Below are 18048 nucleotides of genomic sequence, written 5' to 3'. Positions count from 1 at the left end.
GCCCCACTGAAGGTGCCTCACAAGCCCTCATGCGTCCCGCTCTTCCCCTATGTCCCATATGAACCGAACGTCCCCACGCTCGACTCACGGCGTCCCCACGCCGACCACATCGCGTCTCCACGCCCCAGGGAGGGCGACCGCAAAGACGCTCCCCGCCCTCCGCACGGTTGCGGAGGGCGGGGAGGAAATCTTCGAACGCCGAAGGGGCCCGGTACAAGTGGTCCGGACCATCATCCAGCTCACATGTCGTACATAGATTCTACAAACGCTTTCTGCAACGCCAGAGCATTTTCCTGTGGGCGGAAGAAATCACCGGAACTCGGCCGCCACCAGCTCGGCGATCTGCGCGGTGTTGAGCGCGGCGCCCTTGCGCAAGTTGTCCCCGCAGACGAAGAGTTCGAGCGCCGTGGGGTCGTCCAGCGCCCGCCGCACGCGCCCCACCCAGGTCGGATCGGTGCCGACCACATCGGCGGGCGTGGGGAACTCCCCCGCGGCCGGGTTGTCGAAGAGCACGACACCGGGCGCCGTCGCCAGAAGTTCGCGGACGCCCTCGACGGTGACCTCGCCCTCGAAACGGGCGTGCACGGTCAGGGCGTGCGTGGTGATAACCGGCACCCTGACGCACGTCACGGCGACGGGCAGCCGCGGCAGTCCGAGGATCTTGCGGGACTCGTCCCGCACCTTCATCTCCTCCGACGACCAGCCGTCCTCCCGCAAGGACCCGGCCCACGGTACGACGTTCAGCGCTACCGGCTCCGGGAACGGCCCGGTGTCGTCGCCGACGGCCCGCCGTACGTCACCAGGGCTGGTCCCCAGCTCCGTACCCGCCACCAGGGACAGTTGCCGGCGCAGCGTCTCGACGCCGGTCCGCCCGGCCCCGCTGACCGCCTGATACGACGACACCACCAGCTCACGCAGCCCGTACTCGGCATGCAGCGCGCCCAGGGCGACGATCATCGACAGCGTCGTGCAGTTCGGGTTGGCGATGATCCCGCGCGGCCGGACACGTGCCGCGTGCGGATTGACCTCGGGCACGACGAGCGGCACATCGGGGTCCATCCGGAAGGCGCCCGAATTGTCCACCACCACGGCGCCCTTGGCGGCGGCGATGGGAGCCCACTGCGCCGCGACCTCGTCCGGTACGTCGAACATGGCGACGTCGACGCCGTCGAAGGCCTCCTCGGTGAGCGCCACCACCTCGACCTCCTCGCCGCGCACGGCCAGCTTGCGGCCGGCCGAGCGCTGCGAGGCGATCAGACGGATCTCGCCCCAGATGTCCGCGTGCTGGGACAGGATCTGGAGCATGACCGTGCCGACGGCTCCGGTCGCACCCACGACCGCGAGCGTCGGTCGTACGGTCATCGGCCGGTGCCTCCGTAGACAACGGCCTCGTCGCTGTCGGAGTCGAGCCCGAAGGCGGTGTGCACGGCGGTCACGGCCTCCTTGACGTCGTCGGCGCGGGTGACCACGGAGATACGGATCTCGGAGGTCGAGATCAGCTCGATGTTCACGCCGGCGTCGGACAGCGCCGTGAAGAAGTCGGCCGTGACGCCCGGGTTGGTCTTCATGCCGGCGCCGACGAGCGAGATCTTGCCGATCTGGTCGTCGTAGCGCAGCGATTCGTAGCCGATGCCGTGCTTGTTCTTCTCCAGGGCGTCGATGGCCTTGCGGCCGTCGGTCTTGGGGAGCGTGAACGAGATGTCCGTCAGGCCGGTGGAGGCGGCGGACACGTTCTGCACGATCATGTCGATGTTGATCTCGGCGTCCGAGATCGTGCGGAAGATCGCGGCGGCCTCGCCCGGCTTGTCCGGCACGCCGACAACCGTGATCTTGGCCTCGGAGGTGTCGTGCGCGACACCCGAGATGATGGCCTGCTCCACCTTGTTGTCCCCTTGCTCAATCGGCTCGCTGCTGACCCAGGTGCCCTGCAGTCCGCTGAAGCTGGACCGGACATGGATCGGGATGTTGTAGCGGCGGGCGTACTCCACACAGCGGTGGAGCAGCACCTTCGAGCCGGACGCGGCCAGCTCCAGCATGTCCTCGAAGGAGATCCAGTCGATCTTCTTCGCCTTCTTCACCACGCGCGGGTCGGCGGTGAACACGCCGTCGACGTCGGTGTAGATCTCGCACACCTCGGCGTCGAGGGCGGCGGCCAGGGCGACGGCCGTCGTGTCGGACCCACCGCGCCCCAGCGTGGTGATGTCCTTCTTGTCCTGGGAGACACCCTGGAACCCGGCCACGATGGCGATGTTGCCCTCGTCCAGCGCGGTCCGGATGCGGCCCGGCGTGACGTCGATGATCCGGGCTTTGTTGTGGACCGAGTCGGTGATGACGCCTGCCTGGCTGCCGGTGAACGACTGGGCCTCGTGCCCCAGGTTTTTGATCGCCATGGCCAGCAGTGCCATGGAGATCCGCTCTCCGGCGGTCAGCAGCATGTCGAACTCACGCCCGGCAGGCATCGGTGATACCTCTCCGGCGAGATCGATCAGCTCGTCCGTCGTGTCGCCCATCGCGGAAACGACGACGACCACCTGGTGGCCGTTCTTCTTCGCTTCCACGATCCGCTTGGCGACGCGCTTGATGCCCTCGGCATCGGCTACGGAGGAGCCTCCGTACTTCTGCACGACAAGGCCCACGTGCGCTCCTCGCTCAGTCCGTGTGTGTCGGCTCAGTTTACCGAGCGCCCGAATTTCCCCTCCGGAATACCGCATGGTGAGATCTCCGGCCGCTCGTTCTCGGACTGCACATGCCCTGCATACGGCGAAGGCACGCGGAAAAGTGCCACGGGTCACAAGCGGCCTCTGTGCATCAATTTTCAAGCACTAAGGTTCCGCCTGTGCAGGTACTTCTGGTGGAAGACGATGAGCCGGTGGCGGAGTCCCTCCGGCGCGGCCTGATCCGCTACGGCTTCGAGGTGGAGTGGGTGACCACGGGCGGCGCGGCGCTCGCGTACGAGGGGCCGTACGACGTCGTCCTCCTCGACCTCGGTCTGCCCGACACCGACGGCCTCGACGTCTGCAAGGCGCTGCGCGAGCGCGGCGACGTGCCGATCATCGTGATCAGCGCACGCAGCGACGAGACGGACCGGGTGGTCGGCCTGGAGCTGGGCGCCGACGACTATGTGTCCAAGCCGTTCGGGGTGCGGGAGGTCATCGCGCGGATACGGGCGGTGATGCGGCGCCTCCAGCCCCGTACGACCGCGGAGTCCGGCCCTGACCGCTACGGCCCGCGCCTGACGATCGACCGCAAGGCGGCCCGCGTCCGGCTGGACGGCGAGGAGGTGCCCCTCGCCCCCAAGGAGTACGACCTGCTGGCCTTCCTCACCGAGGAGCCCGGCGCGCTGATGTCGCGCGAGCAGATCATGGAGGCGGTCTGGGACGCGAACTGGTTCGGCCCGACCAAGACACTCGACGTGCATGTGGCGGCGCTGCGGCGGAAGTTCGCGGGCGCGATCACGATCGAGGCGGTACGGGGCGTCGGCTTCCGGCTGGAGATCGTGGACGGCGGTACGAGCGCACCATGATCCGTCAGCTCATCCGCAGTTACGTCGGTCTCACCGCCGTCGCCATCGCCCTGTTCACCGTGCCGGTGGCCTTCACGCTCACGGACCAGCTGCGGGGCGACACCGCGGACTCGGTCCGGCGGGAGGCCGACACCATGGCCCTGCTGCTCGGCAACGGAGACGCCCCGTCGTGCGCGGCGCTGGGCGAGATGGCGGCGGCGTACGCCGGCCAGACCGACGGCAAGGTCGAGGTGACCGGGAGCTGCGCCGAGACGGGTCTGCCGAAGCCGGCCCGGGACGCGGACCTGGCCAAGGTCCTGAAGACGGGCGAGCCCGCGACCGACTGGGGCTCCTCCTTCATCTGGGGCCCGGAACTGGTGATCACGGTGCCCGCGCAGGAGAGTGCGGTGCCCGGAGACGGGCGCAACAGGGGCGAGGTCATCGGCGCCGTACGCATCGTGTACCAGACCGACGCCCTGACCAGCCGGCTGTGGCAGATCTGGGGCTTCCGCGCGGGCCTCGCGGTCGCCGTCCTCGTCGTGGCCGCCGTGATCGGCGCCGCGGCGGCACGGCGCATCACCCGCCCCCTGCGCCAGCTCAACGACATGGCGCGCAAGTTCAGCGACGGCGACCTGACGGCGCGGTCGACGGTGACGGGACCGTCGGAGACACAGACGCTGGCGCGCACGCTCAACCAGGCGGGCGAGCGCCTCGACACCCTCATCGCCTCGCAGCGCATCTTCGTGGCCGACGCCTCCCATCAACTCCGCACGCCTCTCACGGCGTTGCGCCTGTCCCTGGACAACATCGCGGACGGCGTGGACGACGACTTCGTACGGGAGGACGTGGAGCAGGCGACGGCGGAGGTCGTCCGCATGAGCCGCCTGGTGAACGGCCTGCTGGTCCTCGCCCGGGCGGAGGCGAAGGTGTCGGCGGCCGAACCGCTGCCCCTGTGGGACATCGTCCGGGAACGCCTCTCGGTGTGGAGGCCGGCCGCCGACGAGCGCGGAGTCACCATCGCGCTCAGGGGGAGTGCCGACGACCGGCTGCTCGTCCTGTCCAGCCCCGGCCATCTGGACCAGGTCCTGGACAACGTGCTCTCGAACGCCCTGGAGGTCTCACCGGACGGCGGCACGATCACCGTACGGGTGGAGCAGCGGGGCGACGAAGTGGTGCTGTCCGTGTCGGACGGGGGCCCCGGCATGTCGGACGCGGAGAAGTCCCGCGCCTTCGACCGCTTCTGGCGGGGCCAGGGCCTCACCGGACGCGCGGGATCGGGCCTGGGGCTCGCCGTCGTCAAGCAACTGGTGACCGACGACGGCGGCACGGTGACCCTGAAGGACGCGCCCGGCGGCGGGCTGAGCGTGGAGATCAGCCTTCGGGCATCGCAGAAGAGTGGTGGTTGACGATCTTCCACTCTCCGTTGCGCTTCTCGTACTCGTACGTGTAGCGGGCCTTGACGACGCGCTTCTCGCCGGTCTCGTGGTCCGTCAGCGCGAACTGGTAAGTCCCCGTGTCGATGGCCGAGTTGGAGTCGAGAACGTTGACCACGGTCTGCATCTTCGTGCCGACCGGCTTGTTCGCCAGGAAGTGCTCGAAGTAGTCGACGATTCCGGCCCGGTCCGTACGGACCTTGTTGGAGACGGTGGGGAGCAGGACGGCGTCCTTGGCGTACAGGTCGGCGACCTTCTCCGCGTCACCCGTCTGCAGCGCGGCGTTCCACGTGTCGAACAGCGAGGCGACCTGCGCCTTGCTCGGCTTGCCGACCGCCACGGGCCCGGCCGTCGCGGCGCCGGCGGCGAAGGTGCCTGCGGCGACGACAGCGGCGGCGGTGACGACGGCGGCGCGTATACGGGTCTTGCGGGTCATCGCAACTCCAGTGCGTGTCAGGGGCCTTGTGCTTCCCTCCGCGTTCGCTGCGGTGGAAGTGACTCCAGACTCGCTTTCCGCCGGTTAGCGCCTATGCAGCCGACGTACAGGGGACAGCCAAGACGCGTGCAACCTACGTAGGGTCACCGGACGGTCATGTGCAGTCGCCATGCCGTCCGCCCATGTCAGGCGTTGACCCTTCTGTGCCCGGCCGCGAGGATCCCACCCATGACAGCCGATCTCCTGCTGGGCGCCGTCGTGCTGGTCGCCTCCTGCGTCCAGTGGCTCACCGGCATGGGGTTCGCGCTGGTCGCCGTACCCGCGCTCGTGCTGCTGCTCGGGCCGGGTGAGGGGGTGGCGCTGGTCAACTGTGCGGCCGGGGTCATCTGTGTCGTGGGGCTTGCCGTGGGGTGGCGGCGGGTGCGGGTGGGGGCGATGGTGCCGTTGTGTGCCGCGGCGGTGTGCACCGTGCCTGTGGGGACGTGGGTCACCCGTCAACTGCCCGAAGCCGCACTGATGTTGGTCATGGGCGGGCTGGTGACCGTCGCCGTCCTGCTCGTCATGCGGGGCGCCCGTGTGGCCGCGCTGCGGGGCACGGGAGGCGCGGTCGCGGCCGGTGCGGTGGGTGGGTTCATGAACTCGGCGGCCGGGGTGGGCGGGCCGCCTATGTCCCTGTATGCCGTCAACGCGGGGTGGGCCGTGCGGGACTTCGTGCCGAACGCGCTGTTCTACGGCGTTGTCGTCAACGCCTTCTCCGTGGCCGCGAACGGAGTGCCGCGGATGGATCGGGCGCAGTGGGCCGTCGTGGCTGTCGCGATGGTCGTGGGTGCGGTGGCCGGGTGGGGGCTCGCCGGGCGGGTGCCGGAGCGGCGGGTTCGGGCGCTCGTGCTGGTGCTGGCTCTGGCGGGTGGGGTCGGGGCGGTGGGGAAAGGGGTGTGGAGTTATTGGGGTGGCCTTCCGTAGCGCGTCTCGTTACCGTCGGCCAAATGGAGATCTTGCGCTATACGGCGTTCACGACCGACCCGGCCGGCGGCAACCCCGCGGGTGTCGTTCTCGATGCCACCGGGCTCGACGACGCGGCGATGCTGGCGGTGGCGGCTGAAGTGGGTTATTCGGAGACGGCGTTCATGGTGCCGGCGGACGATGGGGGGCTGGATGTGCGGTACTTCAGTCCGCTCGCCGAGGTGCCGTTCTGTGGTCATGCGACGATCGCGACGGCGGTCGCGTATGCGGAGCGGCATGGGCCGGGGTCCTTGGTGTTGCGCACGAAGGCGGGGACGGTGCGTGTCACGGCGGAACGGGCGGAGGACGGTTCCGTGGTGGCCTCGCTGACCAGTGTCGAGCCTCGTACGGCGGACTTGTCCGACGCCGATCAGGCCGAACTGCTCGACGCCCTGCGCTGGTCCGCCGAGGATCTCGATCCGGCGCTGCCGCCGCGCGTCGCCTATGCCGGGGCCTGGCATCCGGTGATCGCGGCCGGCACCCGCAGCCGCCTGGCGGACCTGGCGTACGACATGTCCGCGCTCAGCGCGCTCATGCGCCGCAAGGAGTGGACGACCGTCGATCTGGTCTGGCGGGAGTCGCCCACGGTGTTCCACGCCCGCAATCCCTTCCCGCCGGGTGGTGTCGTCGAGGACCCCGCCACCGGAGCGGCGGCTGCCGCGTTCGGTGGGTATCTCAGGGAGCTGCAACTCATCGCCGTACCGGCCGCCTTGACGATCCACCAGGGTGTGGACATGGGGCGGCCGAGCACGATCTGGGTGTCGGTGCCGGACGCCCCGAGCAGCGGCATCGGCGTCACCGGCGCCGCCGTACGCCTCGGAGCGGACCTCACGCCAGACCCCGCCCAGCAGTGAGGTTCCGGACCCTCGGCCCCTGACGCCGACGGCGCCCTGGCTACTTGGACTTTGCCTTGGACTTGGGCTTGGGCTTGGCCTTCGCCTTGCCCAGGCCCAGCGGGCCCGCGATCTCCTCCGCCATGACCTTCCCGGCCTCGAACTCGAGCGTGTCGTCGCCCATGGCCTGGTCCGTGTCGAGGCCGTCGAGTTCCTCGAGGGGCTGGTTCAGGCGCACGTGCGCCAGGACGGACTGCAGGGCCCGCAGGGTCGCCGAAGCGGTGGCGCCCCAGTTGGAGAAGTAGGAGAACTGCCACCACCACAGGGCCTCGGTGGTGCGGCCCGCGCGGTAGTGGGCCATGCCGTGGCGGAGGTCGGTGATGACGTCGGTGAGGTCGTCGGAGATACGGGCGGGGACCGGCGCCTTGCGGGGCTCGTACGGGTCGAAGACCTCCGAGTAGACGTCGACCGGCTCGAGGAGCCGGGCGAGGTTCTCGCGGAGGTCGTCCACGTCCGGCTCGGGGCCGGGGTCGGGCTCGTACCGGTCCTCGGGCACCAGGTCCTCGTGCGCGCCGAGGCGGCCCCCGGCGAGCAGCAGCTGGGAGACCTCCAGCAGGAGGAAGGGGATCGCCGATTCCGGCTCGTCGCCCTTCGCCACCTCGGTGACCGCAACGAGGAAGCTCTCTACCTGGTCCGCGATCTGGACCGCGAAGTCGTCCGGGTCCTGCGTGGTCGCGTGCAGCGTGGCGTCAGACATCTAGGAGTCGTCTCCCCTCGAAGGCGCGGCCGAGGGTCACCTCGTCCGCGTATTCCAGGTCGCCACCCACCGGGAGGCCGCTGGCCAGGCGGGTGACCTTGAGGCCCATGGGCTTGATCATGCGGGCGAGGTACGTGGCCGTGGCCTCGCCTTCCAGATTCGGGTCCGTGGCCAGGATCAGTTCCGTTACCGTCCCGTCGGCCAACCGCGCGAGAAGTTCTCGTATACGCAGGTCGTCCGGACCGACACCCTCGATCGGGCTGATCGCGCCGCCGAGGACGTGGTAGCGGCCGCGGAACTCACGGGTGCGCTCGATCGCGACGACGTCCTTCGGCTCCTCCACCACGCAGATGACGGCGGGGTCGCGGCGGGTGTCGCGGCAGATGTTGCAGTTCTCCTCCTGCGCGATGTTCCCGCAGATCGCGCAGAAGCGGACCTTGGCCTTGACCTCCATGAGGGCCTGCGCAAGGCGCCGGACATCCGTCGGTTCGGCCTGGAGGATGTGGAAGGCGATCCGCTGCGCGCTCTTGGGACCGACGCCGGGGAGCCGCCCCAGTTCGTCGATGAGGTCCTGGACCACGCCTTCGTACACGGACTGCCCGCCTTCCTGGTGTTCTCTCAGTTCGTACGGTAGTTGCCGGACGCCCGCCGCAGTAAGGCAGGTCCGGTCACAGAACAGGTGTCAGAACGGCAGGCCGGGGATACCGCTGCCGCCGCCCAGACCCTGCGCCAGCGGACCCAGCTTCTGCTGCTGGAGCGTCTGCGCGTTCTCGTTGGCCGCGTGGACGGCCGCGATGATCAGGTCGGCGAGCGTCTCGGTGTCTTCGGGGTCCACCGCCTTCGGGTCGATCTTGAGGGCGCGCAGCTCACCGGCGCCGGTGACGGTGGCCGTCACCAGGCCGCCGCCGGCCTGGCCGTCGACCTCCGTCTGCGCCAGTTCCTCCTGCGCTTGCGCCAGGTCCTGCTGCATCTTCTGGGCCTGCTGCAGCAGCTGCTGCATATTGGGCTGGCCACCACCGGGGATCACGATCAGCTCCTCTTCGGGTACGGGTTTTTCCCGCTCGTTTTTCCCGCTCGGCACGAGCCTACGTGGTCCGCGCAGCCGTCGCCCTAGCACTCTTTCGAGTGAGTCGGTCGTGAGTCCTATACCTGATCAAGGCCCACTTCCGGGCGGAAAAGAGACGAAAACCGGGTCTTCGCCACCCATTGGGCGGTAGGAAGGATGCGGCGCGTCAGCATCAGATCTCACGTGAGCGCCAGGCAGGCGTCACGCACCGTGATCAGTAGGGAGTGCCGGGTGGGTCAGCCGGAGATGCAGCCCGAGGGTCGGCCTCAGGACGGGCGCGGCAAGGAGGCCGCCGGGCTGCGGCCGGGCGATCTGGCCGGGCGGACGTTTCCGCTCGGGGACTGGGCGGAGCCGGCGGAGCGGCTGGACGAGCTGTACCGGTGGGTGGAGCGCGGGGCGCTGGACACCGCGTCCTGGTATCTCGCCGACCGGGTGTGGAAGCGGCGGGGGGCGCGGGGGCTGCGGGCGGGTGCCGCGGTGGGGGCGGTGGCGGGGGGTGCGTTGCCCTTGCTGGATCTGACGGGGGTGCTGGTCGGGGCGGCCGCGTGGGGGTATCTGGCGCTGCTGCTCGGGGCGGCGTGTGTGGCGGTCGACCGGTGCTTCGGGGTGACGTCCGGGTGGATAAGGGACGTCGCGACTGCGCAGGCTGTGCAGCGGCGGCTTCAGGTGCTGCAGTTCGACTGGGCCTCGGAGAGTGTGCGGGAGGTGCTGGGGCCGGCGGAGGGCACGGCGAGTGAGGCTGCGGAGCGGTGTCTGGGGGTGCTGCGGAGGTTCTCCGAGGACGTGACGGAGTTGGTGCGGGCGGAGACGGCGGACTGGATGGTGGAGTTCCGGACGGGGTCCGCGCCGATGGGGATTCAGTCGGCGGTGTCCGGAGGCGGTCGGGGGGAGGGGGCTGTGGTGCAGGGGCGGTTTCCCATGTCGCCGGGGGCTGGTGGTACACGGCCCAACATGCCTCGGCAGCGGCCGCCGGAACCAAGGTGACCCGGGGTTGGCGCGGGGGTGGGTGGGTCGCGCAGCCCGGCGCTGACGGGGTGCCGCCTGCGCCCACCCGTGCCGCCCCAGGCGGCACGCATGCCCGCAGCTTGGCGGGACGCCGCAGCTCAGCGGCTAGGCCTGCGGGGCCGGAAATGCCACCGGGCTCCTGAGTCCCGTCCTGTTCACCGCTCTCACCCCGAAGAACACGTTGTCCTTCGACAGGTCGACCTCGTGGGTCGTCACGTCGCCCACCGGGATCACGTGGGTCCACTCCGGGGATGTCGTCTCGCGCCAGACGACCTCGTAGCCGGCGAGGTCGGGTTCCGTGCCGCGCGTCCACACCAGCTCGGTCGAGTTGGCCAGGGTGGCGGTGAGGATCTTGGCGCCTCGAGGGGTGCCCGGGGCCTGGGCCAGGGTCCACAGGGTCGCCGCGTTCACCTTCGCCACCCTCGTGATGAACGGGAAGTCGCAGAACTCGGGCAGGTCGCCGTACTGCTTGCCCGTTTCGTCGATGCGTACGTCCTGGTGCTGATGGGCGTAGTCCTCGGTCGGCTCGGTGAAGCGGGCGGCGGGATAGGCGCGTTCGAGGAAGGGGATGTGGTCGCCGCCGCGGCGGTAGCGGTCCCGGCGGTAGATGACGCGGACGCGCATGCCGGTCGCGTCGTTCTCCGCCACGTCCCGCACGAAGCGGGCCAGCTGACGGGTCGCGGAGTCGTTCTCGCCGCCCACCGAGCGCCGGGTCGCCGCCTGCTCCGGCGTCTCCGAGGACGGCACGCCCTCCGCGAAGAGGCGGATGGTGTACGGGTCCACCGTGCCGTCGTCCGCCTTCGGGCTGCCGACGATGTCGTTGGTGAACATGCCCTGCACATCCGTCCCGGCCGCCCGGTACTGCTGCGCCATGTGCGCCGCCCCGTACAGGCCCTGCTCCTCCCCCGCCACCGCGGCGAACACGATCGTCGCGGCGGGCCTGCGCCTCGCCATCACCCGGGCCAGTTCCATCGCCACCGCCACCCCCGACGCGTCGTCGTCCGCGCCCGGCGAGTCCGAGGTGGCGTCCATGACGTCCGTGACGCGGGAGTCGTAGTGGCCCGAGACGACGTACACGCGCTCCGGCGTCACCGAGCCGCGCAGGGTCGCCACCACGTTGGTGATGCGGGTCGCGACCGGGATGCGGGGCGCCGGTTCCTGGACGTACGACTGGAGCTCCACCGTCATACGGCCGCCCGACTTCTCGGCGTACGTGCGCAGCTCCGCCGCGATCCAGTCCCGGGCCGCGCCGATGCCGCGATTCGGGTCGTCCTGGGTGGAGAGGGTGTGGCGGGTGCCGAAGGACGCCAGTTTGCGGACCGTCGCCTCGATGCGGGACTCGGATATCTCCCGTAGCAGGGCGCGTAGTTCGCGGCTCGGGCGCTGGGACGTCGCCGGGCCGCCGCCACCAGCCACCGGATCACCGGCCGCCGCGTCCCTCGCTGGCGCCGCCTCCGCCCCGCCCCCCGTCCCCACCACCGCCGCGCTCGCCGCCGTAGCGGTGAGGACCGTTCTTCTGGAGGGGCTGGGGCGCATGTCGTCTCCCGTGGCCGATGCGAACGAACCGTCACCCATGGTTGTGGACGCGTCAAGAACAGCGCAAGGGGGCCTGCGATACGGCGAGTTGAGAGGGGCCTCAGTCGTCGTCGCGGCAGAGCCGGTCCCCCGCCTCCGTCGAGCACGGCACATGGCCGTGGCTGCGGATGACGTTCTGGCCGTTCCCCCGGATGTAGTTGAGGAAGCTCCCGGCGAGGGAGCCGGCGGGCGGGGCGCCGTAGGTGTAGGCGTACTCCACGCCGCGATACGGGTAGGGGCTGCCGTCGTTCTCGATGGCCTCGACGTCGGCGAGGTCGCCGTTGAGGGCGACGAGCTTGACGCCCTTCTCGCCGTTCGCCTGGTTGAGTTCGCTGAAGCCGAGGGCGCCCGGGGTCGAGGCGACCTTCTTCAGCACGTCCGCCGTGGAGTTGAGCTCGCAGCGCACGGGGGCGGACTTGTCGACCGCGAGATCGCAGTCCAGGGAGGTGCTGGGCACGCCCTCCCACCTCCCGTCGAGCACCCGGTCCTGGAAGATCTGCCGGGTGCCGGAGTCGGCGTTCCGGCTGACCAGGACGACCCGCCGGTGCGGCAGCGAGGGGTCGAGCTCGTCCCAGTGGCCGAACTCCCCGGAGTAGAGGCGCCGGACCTGCGTGAGGGTCAGACCCTCCGGAAGGCCGAGGCCCTTGTTGGAGACCAGGGTGAAGACGGACAGGGCCATGGGGTCGGCCTCCAGCGTGGTGCCCGCCCGTGAGCTGCGGCCGTCGGAAAACGCGATCACGGACGCCTGGCTCTTCTTCGACTTGCCCTTCAGATCGGCGAGTTCACCGACGCCGGCCGAACTGCCGCGTGCTTCCACCGCGATCTCGGAACCCTCGCAGTCCCTCTCGTACACCTTGGCCAGTTCCTCCACCACGGGCGCGAAGGCGGTGGAGCCGGTGACCGTGAGCTTGCCCTTCTCGCAGCCCAGCGGGGGCGGGTTGTCGTCGCGGGCGATGATGATGGTCGAGAGGGTGAGGACGGAGGCGATGAGGGCGATGGTGATCACCCGGGCCTCCTGTCCGAACATGGGCGGCTTGTCGTCCGGCAGCGCGCCACGGTTGGGACGCACCTCACCGTCCCGGATGCCGCCGACGAGCTTGATCTCGCGGCCCACGTCACCGCCCGACAGCAGCACCAGCAGCTTGAAGTACTCGCCGCGGTTGAGCGGGACGCGCGGGAGGCGCAGCTTGTTGCCGTTCTCGTCGTAGCCGAAGCCCGAGTGCGGGGTGAAGTGGCTCATCAGGTGGTCGGTGCCTTGCGGCTGGGTGACCGACACACCGTGGATGGTCCGGTCGGTGAACTCCACGGTGAGGCCGTTGAGTTCACGACTCGTGTAGTCGTCGAGCCCGATGCTCTTCGAGCCGTCGTTCTCGATGCGCAGCAGGACGAGTGTCCCGTTGGCCATGTTGGGCGCGTCGAACGAACCGAGCCGGACGTTCGGGCGGCCCGACTGGACGTCGTCCCCTATCGGGTTGTCCATCTGGACGCGGTAACCGATCCGCTTACGCTGCGGTATGTGGCGCTCGTACCACACCATGGCGATCGCGGCCCCGATACCCATGACCGACGTCGCGACGGCAACGACATTCTCTGCGCTCAGCCACTCCACTGGGTGCCCCCGCAACTCCCAGAACCCGACAGTGTCCGGTCACTGTACGGTCGCGGGCTGTGATACTCCGTTTCCGTCCGCAGAAGTTCGCTTGAGATTCAACTACCGCGCGGGACCTTCAACGGGCAGGCACATAGGGGGACTTGGTCACGGGGGGACTTGGTCACTCCCGGGTGTAGGCCAGCTTCTCCCCGCTGCTCGCGTTCACCCGCTCCAGACGGCCGTCCGGCAGCAGCGTCAGCTCGGTGGCGGCGCCCGGGGTGCAGGAGGAGGCCGGCTCACCGACGGTGACGGTGGACGGGCCGATGTTCAACGGCCCCTCCGCGCCCGGCTCTTCGGCCAGCTGCGCCCGGAACACACAGTGATAGGCCGGGCCGTCGGCCACCAGCGAGAGCACCGTGTCACCCACCTCGCCCTGCTGGAGGGTGAGTCGACGGCTGTGGTTCCCGGCGTCGTTAGAGATGGTCGCGGACCACGTGCCCAGGAACGCCGTCGGAATCGCACCGCCGGCGGGCGCCGAGGGGGCCGGGGAGGACTCCGGCGCCGTCGTCGGCCCGGACGAGGCGGAGGCGCTCGCGCTCGGCGACGCGGTGGACGTGCCGTCACCCTTGCCGTCGTTCTTCTCGTCCCCCGAGCCGTTCATGAGCGCGTACACCGAACCGCCGGCGGCCAGCGCCACGACCAGCGCGATCACGACGAGCAGCACCGTGGAGCGGCCGCTTTGGCGCGGCGGTTCTTGGGGTGCGCCGGGCCCGTACGGCGGGGTCGCGCCGAGGCTGCCGTACGGGTTGTACTGCTGGCCGTACGGCGGCGCCCCGGCCCCCGACTGCGGCGGGTACCCGTACCCGGCCGGCTGCGGGTGCTGCTGGGGATAGCCGTACGCCGGGTGCGGCGCCGGGGCGGGCGGCGGGGCCTGGGGGCCCTGGCCCGAGACCATGGTGGGCAGGTGGTTCAAGGGGGCACCGCCACCCGGCTGTCCGGGCGGAGGCGGCGCCTGTACGGCCGTAGGAGCGTCGTCGTCCGCGGCCGACGCATGCTCCGGGGACGCCTCGACAGCCGCTGCGTCCTCAGGGTCTTCCGTCTCCAGCAACTGCACGGCGTGCCGCCCGAGTTGGGCCACCAGCGTGCCGGGCAGCCACGGATCCCGCGAGCGCCCGTCCGAGACGGTCGCGTCGGCGCCCGTACGCTCCAGGATCTCGTCGAGCGTCGGCCGCGCCGCCGGATCCTTGCGCAGACAATGCCGTACGAGATCGGCGATCCCCTCCGGTACGCCCTCCAGGTCGGGTTCCTCCTGGGCGATGCGGAACATCAGGGCGTGCACCCCGCTGTTGGTGGCGCCGAAGGGGAGGTTGCCGGTGGCGGCGTAGGCAAGGACGGAACCCAGGCAGAAGACGTCGCACGCCGGGGTGATCCGGTCGCCGCGCACCTGCTCGGGCGCCATGAAGCCGGGCGAGCCGACGAGCGCACCCGTCCGGGTCAGCCCGCCGTCGGTCACGGTCTCCAGGGCACGGGCGATTCCGAAGTCGATGACCCGGGGCCCGTCGATGGTGACCAGCACATTGGACGGCTTCAGATCCCGGTGGATGATCCCGGCCGCGTGAATGTCCTTCAGCGCATACGCGAGCCCGGCCGCGAGGATGCGCACGGACCGCTCGGGCAGCGCACCGTGATCACGGCCGACGACCTGCTGAAGGCTGGGCCCGGCGACATACCCGGTGGCGACCCAGGGCACCGCGGCCTCGGTGTCGGCGTCCAGCACCGGCGCGGTCCAGTCCCCGCCGACCTGCCGCGCGGCCTGCACCTCCTGCCGGAACCGCGCCCGGAACTCCTCCTGCGCGGCCAGCTCCTCCCGCACCAGCTTGACCGCGACGGTCCGCCCCCGGTCGGACCGGGCCACATACACCTGCCCCATCCCACCCGCACCCAGCCGCGCCAGCAGCCGATACGCCCCGATCCGCGGTGGATCCCCGGCCCCCAGTTTCTCCATCGCCGCGCCGCCCTCCCCCGATACGCGCTGTGCAATGGATCGAGGATAGTGCGGGGATACGGCGAGGTGAGCGGGGCGGTGTCTACGGTTCCGTAACAGGGAGCCCCACTTGCTCCAGGACCTTCGACAGCCGTTCCAGGGTTCGTACGGCGTCCAGGAGTTCGTCCTCCCCGAAGGCCTCCGCGAGCCTGTCCGCGAACACGGCGTGCCCGGGATTGATCCGGCGGACCGCCGCAAGCCCCTCCTCCGTCGGTGCGAGGAGCTTGGCGCGGCGGTGGGCGGGGTTGGGTCGGTACTCGGCGAGCCCTCGCTCCACCAGCAGATCGGCGATGCGCTGGACGCTCTGCCGCGTGATGCCCATCTCCCGTGCGATCCCGGAGACCGGCAACGGCTCCCGCAGTACCGCGCCGAGCACCTGCCACCAGGCGGCGGTGAGTCCGGCGGGACGCGCCAACTCCTCTGCCACGGCGAGGAATTGACCGTTCAGCCGGAAGACGCCGAGGGCGCTGCGGCTGAGCAGATCCTGACGCTCCCTGCTCACTCCGCCGCCCCCTGAAGGACGGCGTACGCCTCCGCGTCCGAGTCGTGGAACAGCCTGTACCAGGCGTCGAGCATCTCACCCTCGTACACCCCGAGCAGCCGGAAGATCTCCCGCGCGAAGGCGACGGGCTCGGTGGGACCGGCCGTGACGAGGTTGCCGTCGGTCACGGCGTCCGCGTCGACGTACCGGTCGCCGCCCTTGTATCCGGTGGCCGCGAGATAGAAGGAGACGGCGCTGGTGTGGTCGCGGTCGTCGAGCAGGCCCTCGCGGGCGAGCCCCGCGGTGCCTCCGCAGATCGCGGCGACGGGGACACCGGCGTCGAGGAACTCCCGCGCCTTGCGGGCGAACGGCGCGAGATCGTCGCTCGTGTCCCACAGATCGGCGCCCGGCAGGATCAGCAGCGAGCTGTCTTCGGGGCGTACGTCGTCCAGGGCGAGGTCGGGCTGGATGCGGAGCCCGCCGATGCTGGTGACGGGGTCGAGGGTGGGGCCGGCGGTGCGGATCGGGTACCCGGCGCGGGCGAGGTGGGCGGTCGCGTGGCCGGTCTCCCAGTCGGCGAGGGTGTTGTAGACGGCGAGGTGTACGGGCTGGTGGCTCATGGTTCCTCCTGGACTCGGACTCTTTGAGCTCTTTGAGATGATGACAGAATGCTGTCATAAATGCAGCATGCTGTCAATGTCTGAGCGGGAGACGGGAGGCGGGATCGGTCGTTGTCGACAACCTGTCGCGGAAAGCGTCATCCCACAGACAGGACGCCGATACCGCTTCCGCATCGCGGACATTTACGCTCGCCCGCATGACCCCTCAGCCAAATCCCGAGGTCGGCGCCGCCGTGAAGGCCGCGGACCGTGCGCATGTGTTCCACTCCTGGTCCGCGCAGGAGCTCATCGACCCGCTCGCCGTCGCCGGCGCGGAGGGGTCGTACTTCTGGGACTACGACGGCAAGCGCTACCTCGACTTCACCAGCGGGCTCGTCTACACGAACATCGGATACCAGCACCCGAAGGTCGTCGCCGCGATCCAGGAGCAGGCGGCGAGGATGACGACGTTCGCGCCCGCGTTCGCGGTCGAGGCGCGGTCGGAGGCGGCGCGGCTGATCGCAGAGCGGACGCCGGGTGACCTGGACAAGATCTTCTTCACCAACGGCGGGGCGGACGCGATCGAGCACGCGGCACGGATGGCCCGGCTGCACACGGGCCGGCCGAAGGTGCTGTCGGCGTACCGCTCCTACCACGGTGGTACGCAGCAGGCGGTGAACATCACGGGTGACCCGCGGCGCTGGGCGTCGGACGCCGGTTCCGCCGGGGTCGTGCACTTCTGGGCGCCGTTCCTGTACCGCTCCCGCTTCTACGCGGAGACGGAGGAGCAGGAGTGCGAGCGGGCTCTCGAGCACCTGGAGACGACGATCGCCTTCGAGGGGCCGTCGACCGTCGCCGCGATCATCCTGGAGACGATTCCGGGGACTGCGGGGATCATGGTGCCGCCGCCGGGCTATCTGGCGGGCGTCCGTGAGATCTGCGACAAGTACGGGATCGTCTTCGTGCTGGACGAGGTCATGGCCGGGTTCGGGCGGACGGGCGAGTGGTTCGCGTCGGACCTGTCCGGCGTCGTACCTGACCTGCTGACCTTCGCGAAGGGCGTGAACTCCGGGTATGTGCCGCTGGGCGGGGTCGCGATCTCCGGGGCGATCGCGGAGACCTTCGGTCAGCGGGCCTATCCGGGCGGACTGACCTACTCCGGGCATCCCCTGGCCTGCGCCGCCGCCGTCGCGACGATCAACGTGATGGCCGAGGAGGGCGTCATCGAGAACGCGGCGAAGCTCGGCACGGCCGTCGTGGAACCGGCGCTGCGGGAGCTGGCCGAGCGTCACGCGTGCGTGGGCGAGGTGCGGGGCGTCGGCATGTTCTGGGCGCTGGAACTCGTAAAGAACAAGGAGACCCGCGAGCCACTGGTCCCGTACAACGCGTCCGGCGCTGCGAACGCCCCCATGACCGCGCTCGGCTCCGCCGCGAAGGCCAACGGCATCTGGCCGTTCATCAACATGAACCGCACGCACGTCGTACCGCCGTGCAACGTGAGTGAGGCGGAATTGAAGGAGGGCCTCGCGGCACTGGACGCTGCGCTGACCGTGGCCGACGAGTTCGTGGAGTAAACGCGACTCCCAGCCGCACAGGCCTTTGAGGGGCGGGGGTCCAGGGGGCGGATCTCCTTGGCGGGGCCGAAAAACACCGCGGTTTTCGCTCCCCCCGCCGGGACGGCGACCCCTGCAAGCCGAACGCGTAAGGTGGCGTGCTCGTAGACA

The 18048-nt window shown here is 70.1% G+C and carries 17 protein-coding genes; 6 read left to right on the top strand and 11 right to left on the bottom strand.

Going from position 1 to position 18048, the window contains the following annotated elements:
* Positions 1-309 precede the first annotated feature (309 nt).
* Together AB0I98_RS20070 and AB0I98_RS20065 are read right to left on the bottom strand one after the other, a co-directional pair.
* Positions 310-1362 carry an aspartate-semialdehyde dehydrogenase gene (locus AB0I98_RS20070; protein ID WP_362943430.1) on the bottom strand — a complete coding sequence of 351 codons (1053 nt, stop codon included), beginning with the start codon at positions 1360-1362 and terminating at the stop codon, positions 310-312.
* On the bottom strand, positions 1359-2636 hold the full coding sequence (locus AB0I98_RS20065) for an aspartate kinase (protein WP_301982858.1): 1278 nt from the start codon (positions 2634-2636) through the stop codon (positions 1359-1361). Before AB0I98_RS20065 ends, AB0I98_RS20070 begins: the two co-directional genes overlap by 4 nt.
* Before the next feature lie 200 nt (positions 2637-2836).
* Between AB0I98_RS20065 and AB0I98_RS20060 the strand changes: the two genes are divergently transcribed.
* Complete coding sequence (locus AB0I98_RS20060) at positions 2837-3523, top strand: response regulator transcription factor (RefSeq protein ID WP_362943427.1); 687 nt, start codon at positions 2837-2839, stop codon at positions 3521-3523.
* Positions 3520-4908, top strand: a complete 1389-nt coding sequence (locus AB0I98_RS20055) for a HAMP domain-containing sensor histidine kinase (RefSeq protein WP_362943424.1) — start codon at positions 3520-3522, stop codon at positions 4906-4908. The genes AB0I98_RS20060 and AB0I98_RS20055 overlap by 4 nt, the downstream gene beginning before the upstream one ends.
* Here the strand turns inward: AB0I98_RS20055 and AB0I98_RS20050 are convergent.
* The gene (locus AB0I98_RS20050; protein WP_362943421.1) at positions 4874-5371 is read right to left on the bottom strand and encodes an SgcJ/EcaC family oxidoreductase; all 498 of its coding nucleotides are present in this window, start codon (positions 5369-5371) and stop codon (positions 4874-4876) included. The genes AB0I98_RS20055 and AB0I98_RS20050 overlap by 35 nt on opposite strands.
* 228 nt (positions 5372-5599) lie before the next feature.
* Between AB0I98_RS20050 and AB0I98_RS20045 the strand changes: the two genes are divergently transcribed.
* Positions 5600-6334 carry a sulfite exporter TauE/SafE family protein gene (locus AB0I98_RS20045; RefSeq protein ID WP_362943418.1) on the top strand — a complete coding sequence of 245 codons (735 nt, stop codon included), beginning with the start codon at positions 5600-5602 and terminating at the stop codon, positions 6332-6334.
* 23 nt (positions 6335-6357) lie between these two features.
* A complete protein-coding gene (locus tag AB0I98_RS20040; RefSeq protein WP_362943415.1) occupies positions 6358-7227 on the top strand; it encodes a PhzF family phenazine biosynthesis isomerase in 870 nt (289 codons plus the stop codon).
* A 40-nt stretch (positions 7228-7267) separates the two neighbouring features.
* Here the strand turns inward: AB0I98_RS20040 and AB0I98_RS20035 are convergent, their stop codons facing one another.
* The 3 genes from AB0I98_RS20035 to AB0I98_RS20025 all read right to left on the bottom strand — a co-directional run bounded on the left by AB0I98_RS20035 (position 7268) and on the right by AB0I98_RS20025 (position 8990).
* Positions 7268-7963 (bottom strand): DUF5063 domain-containing protein, encoded by a 696-nt coding sequence (locus tag AB0I98_RS20035; protein WP_362943412.1) that lies wholly within the window; start codon positions 7961-7963, stop codon positions 7268-7270.
* Positions 7956-8555: a recombination mediator RecR gene (gene recR / locus AB0I98_RS20030; RefSeq protein ID WP_362943409.1), complete on the bottom strand. Its 600-nt coding sequence runs from the start codon at positions 8553-8555 to the stop codon at positions 7956-7958. The genes AB0I98_RS20035 and recR overlap by 8 nt, the downstream gene beginning before the upstream one ends.
* A gap of 90 nt (positions 8556-8645) precedes the next feature.
* Positions 8646-8990, bottom strand: a complete 345-nt coding sequence (locus AB0I98_RS20025) for a YbaB/EbfC family nucleoid-associated protein (RefSeq protein ID WP_362943406.1) — start codon at positions 8988-8990, stop codon at positions 8646-8648.
* A 270-nt stretch (positions 8991-9260) separates the two neighbouring features.
* Between AB0I98_RS20025 and AB0I98_RS20020 the strand changes: the two genes are divergently transcribed.
* Positions 9261-10013 carry an SLATT domain-containing protein gene (locus AB0I98_RS20020; protein WP_362943403.1) on the top strand — a complete coding sequence of 251 codons (753 nt, stop codon included), beginning with the start codon at positions 9261-9263 and terminating at the stop codon, positions 10011-10013.
* A 126-nt stretch (positions 10014-10139) separates the two neighbouring features.
* On the opposite strand, the gene AB0I98_RS20015 is transcribed toward AB0I98_RS20020, so the two are convergent.
* From AB0I98_RS20015 to AB0I98_RS19995, 5 genes are all read right to left on the bottom strand, one after another.
* Positions 10140-11570, bottom strand: a complete 1431-nt coding sequence (locus AB0I98_RS20015) for a M20/M25/M40 family metallo-hydrolase (protein ID WP_362943401.1) — start codon at positions 11568-11570, stop codon at positions 10140-10142.
* A 100-nt stretch (positions 11571-11670) separates the two neighbouring features.
* Positions 11671-13218, bottom strand: a complete 1548-nt coding sequence (locus AB0I98_RS20010; protein WP_362943398.1) for a substrate-binding domain-containing protein — start codon at positions 13216-13218, stop codon at positions 11671-11673.
* Between the two features lie 163 nt (positions 13219-13381).
* Positions 13382-15205: a serine/threonine-protein kinase gene (locus AB0I98_RS20005; protein ID WP_362943395.1), complete on the bottom strand. Its 1824-nt coding sequence runs from the start codon at positions 15203-15205 to the stop codon at positions 13382-13384.
* A gap of 82 nt (positions 15206-15287) precedes the next feature.
* Positions 15288-15746: a helix-turn-helix domain-containing protein gene (locus tag AB0I98_RS20000; protein ID WP_362943392.1), complete on the bottom strand. Its 459-nt coding sequence runs from the start codon at positions 15744-15746 to the stop codon at positions 15288-15290.
* Positions 15743-16345, bottom strand: a complete 603-nt coding sequence (locus AB0I98_RS19995) for a type 1 glutamine amidotransferase family protein (protein ID WP_362943389.1) — start codon at positions 16343-16345, stop codon at positions 15743-15745. The genes AB0I98_RS20000 and AB0I98_RS19995 overlap by 4 nt, the downstream gene beginning before the upstream one ends.
* Before the next feature lie 197 nt (positions 16346-16542).
* On the opposite strand from AB0I98_RS19995, the gene AB0I98_RS19990 reads away from it, so the two are divergent.
* Positions 16543-17898 carry an aspartate aminotransferase family protein gene (locus AB0I98_RS19990; RefSeq protein ID WP_362943386.1) on the top strand — a complete coding sequence of 452 codons (1356 nt, stop codon included), beginning with the start codon at positions 16543-16545 and terminating at the stop codon, positions 17896-17898.
* Positions 17899-18048: the final 150 nt, after the last annotated feature.

The sequence above is a fragment of the Streptomyces sp. NPDC050211 genome, from assembly GCF_040656035.1.
Classification (GTDB): domain Bacteria; phylum Actinomycetota; class Actinomycetes; order Streptomycetales; family Streptomycetaceae; genus Streptomyces.
This window is presented reverse-complemented; position numbering and strand designations above follow the sequence as displayed.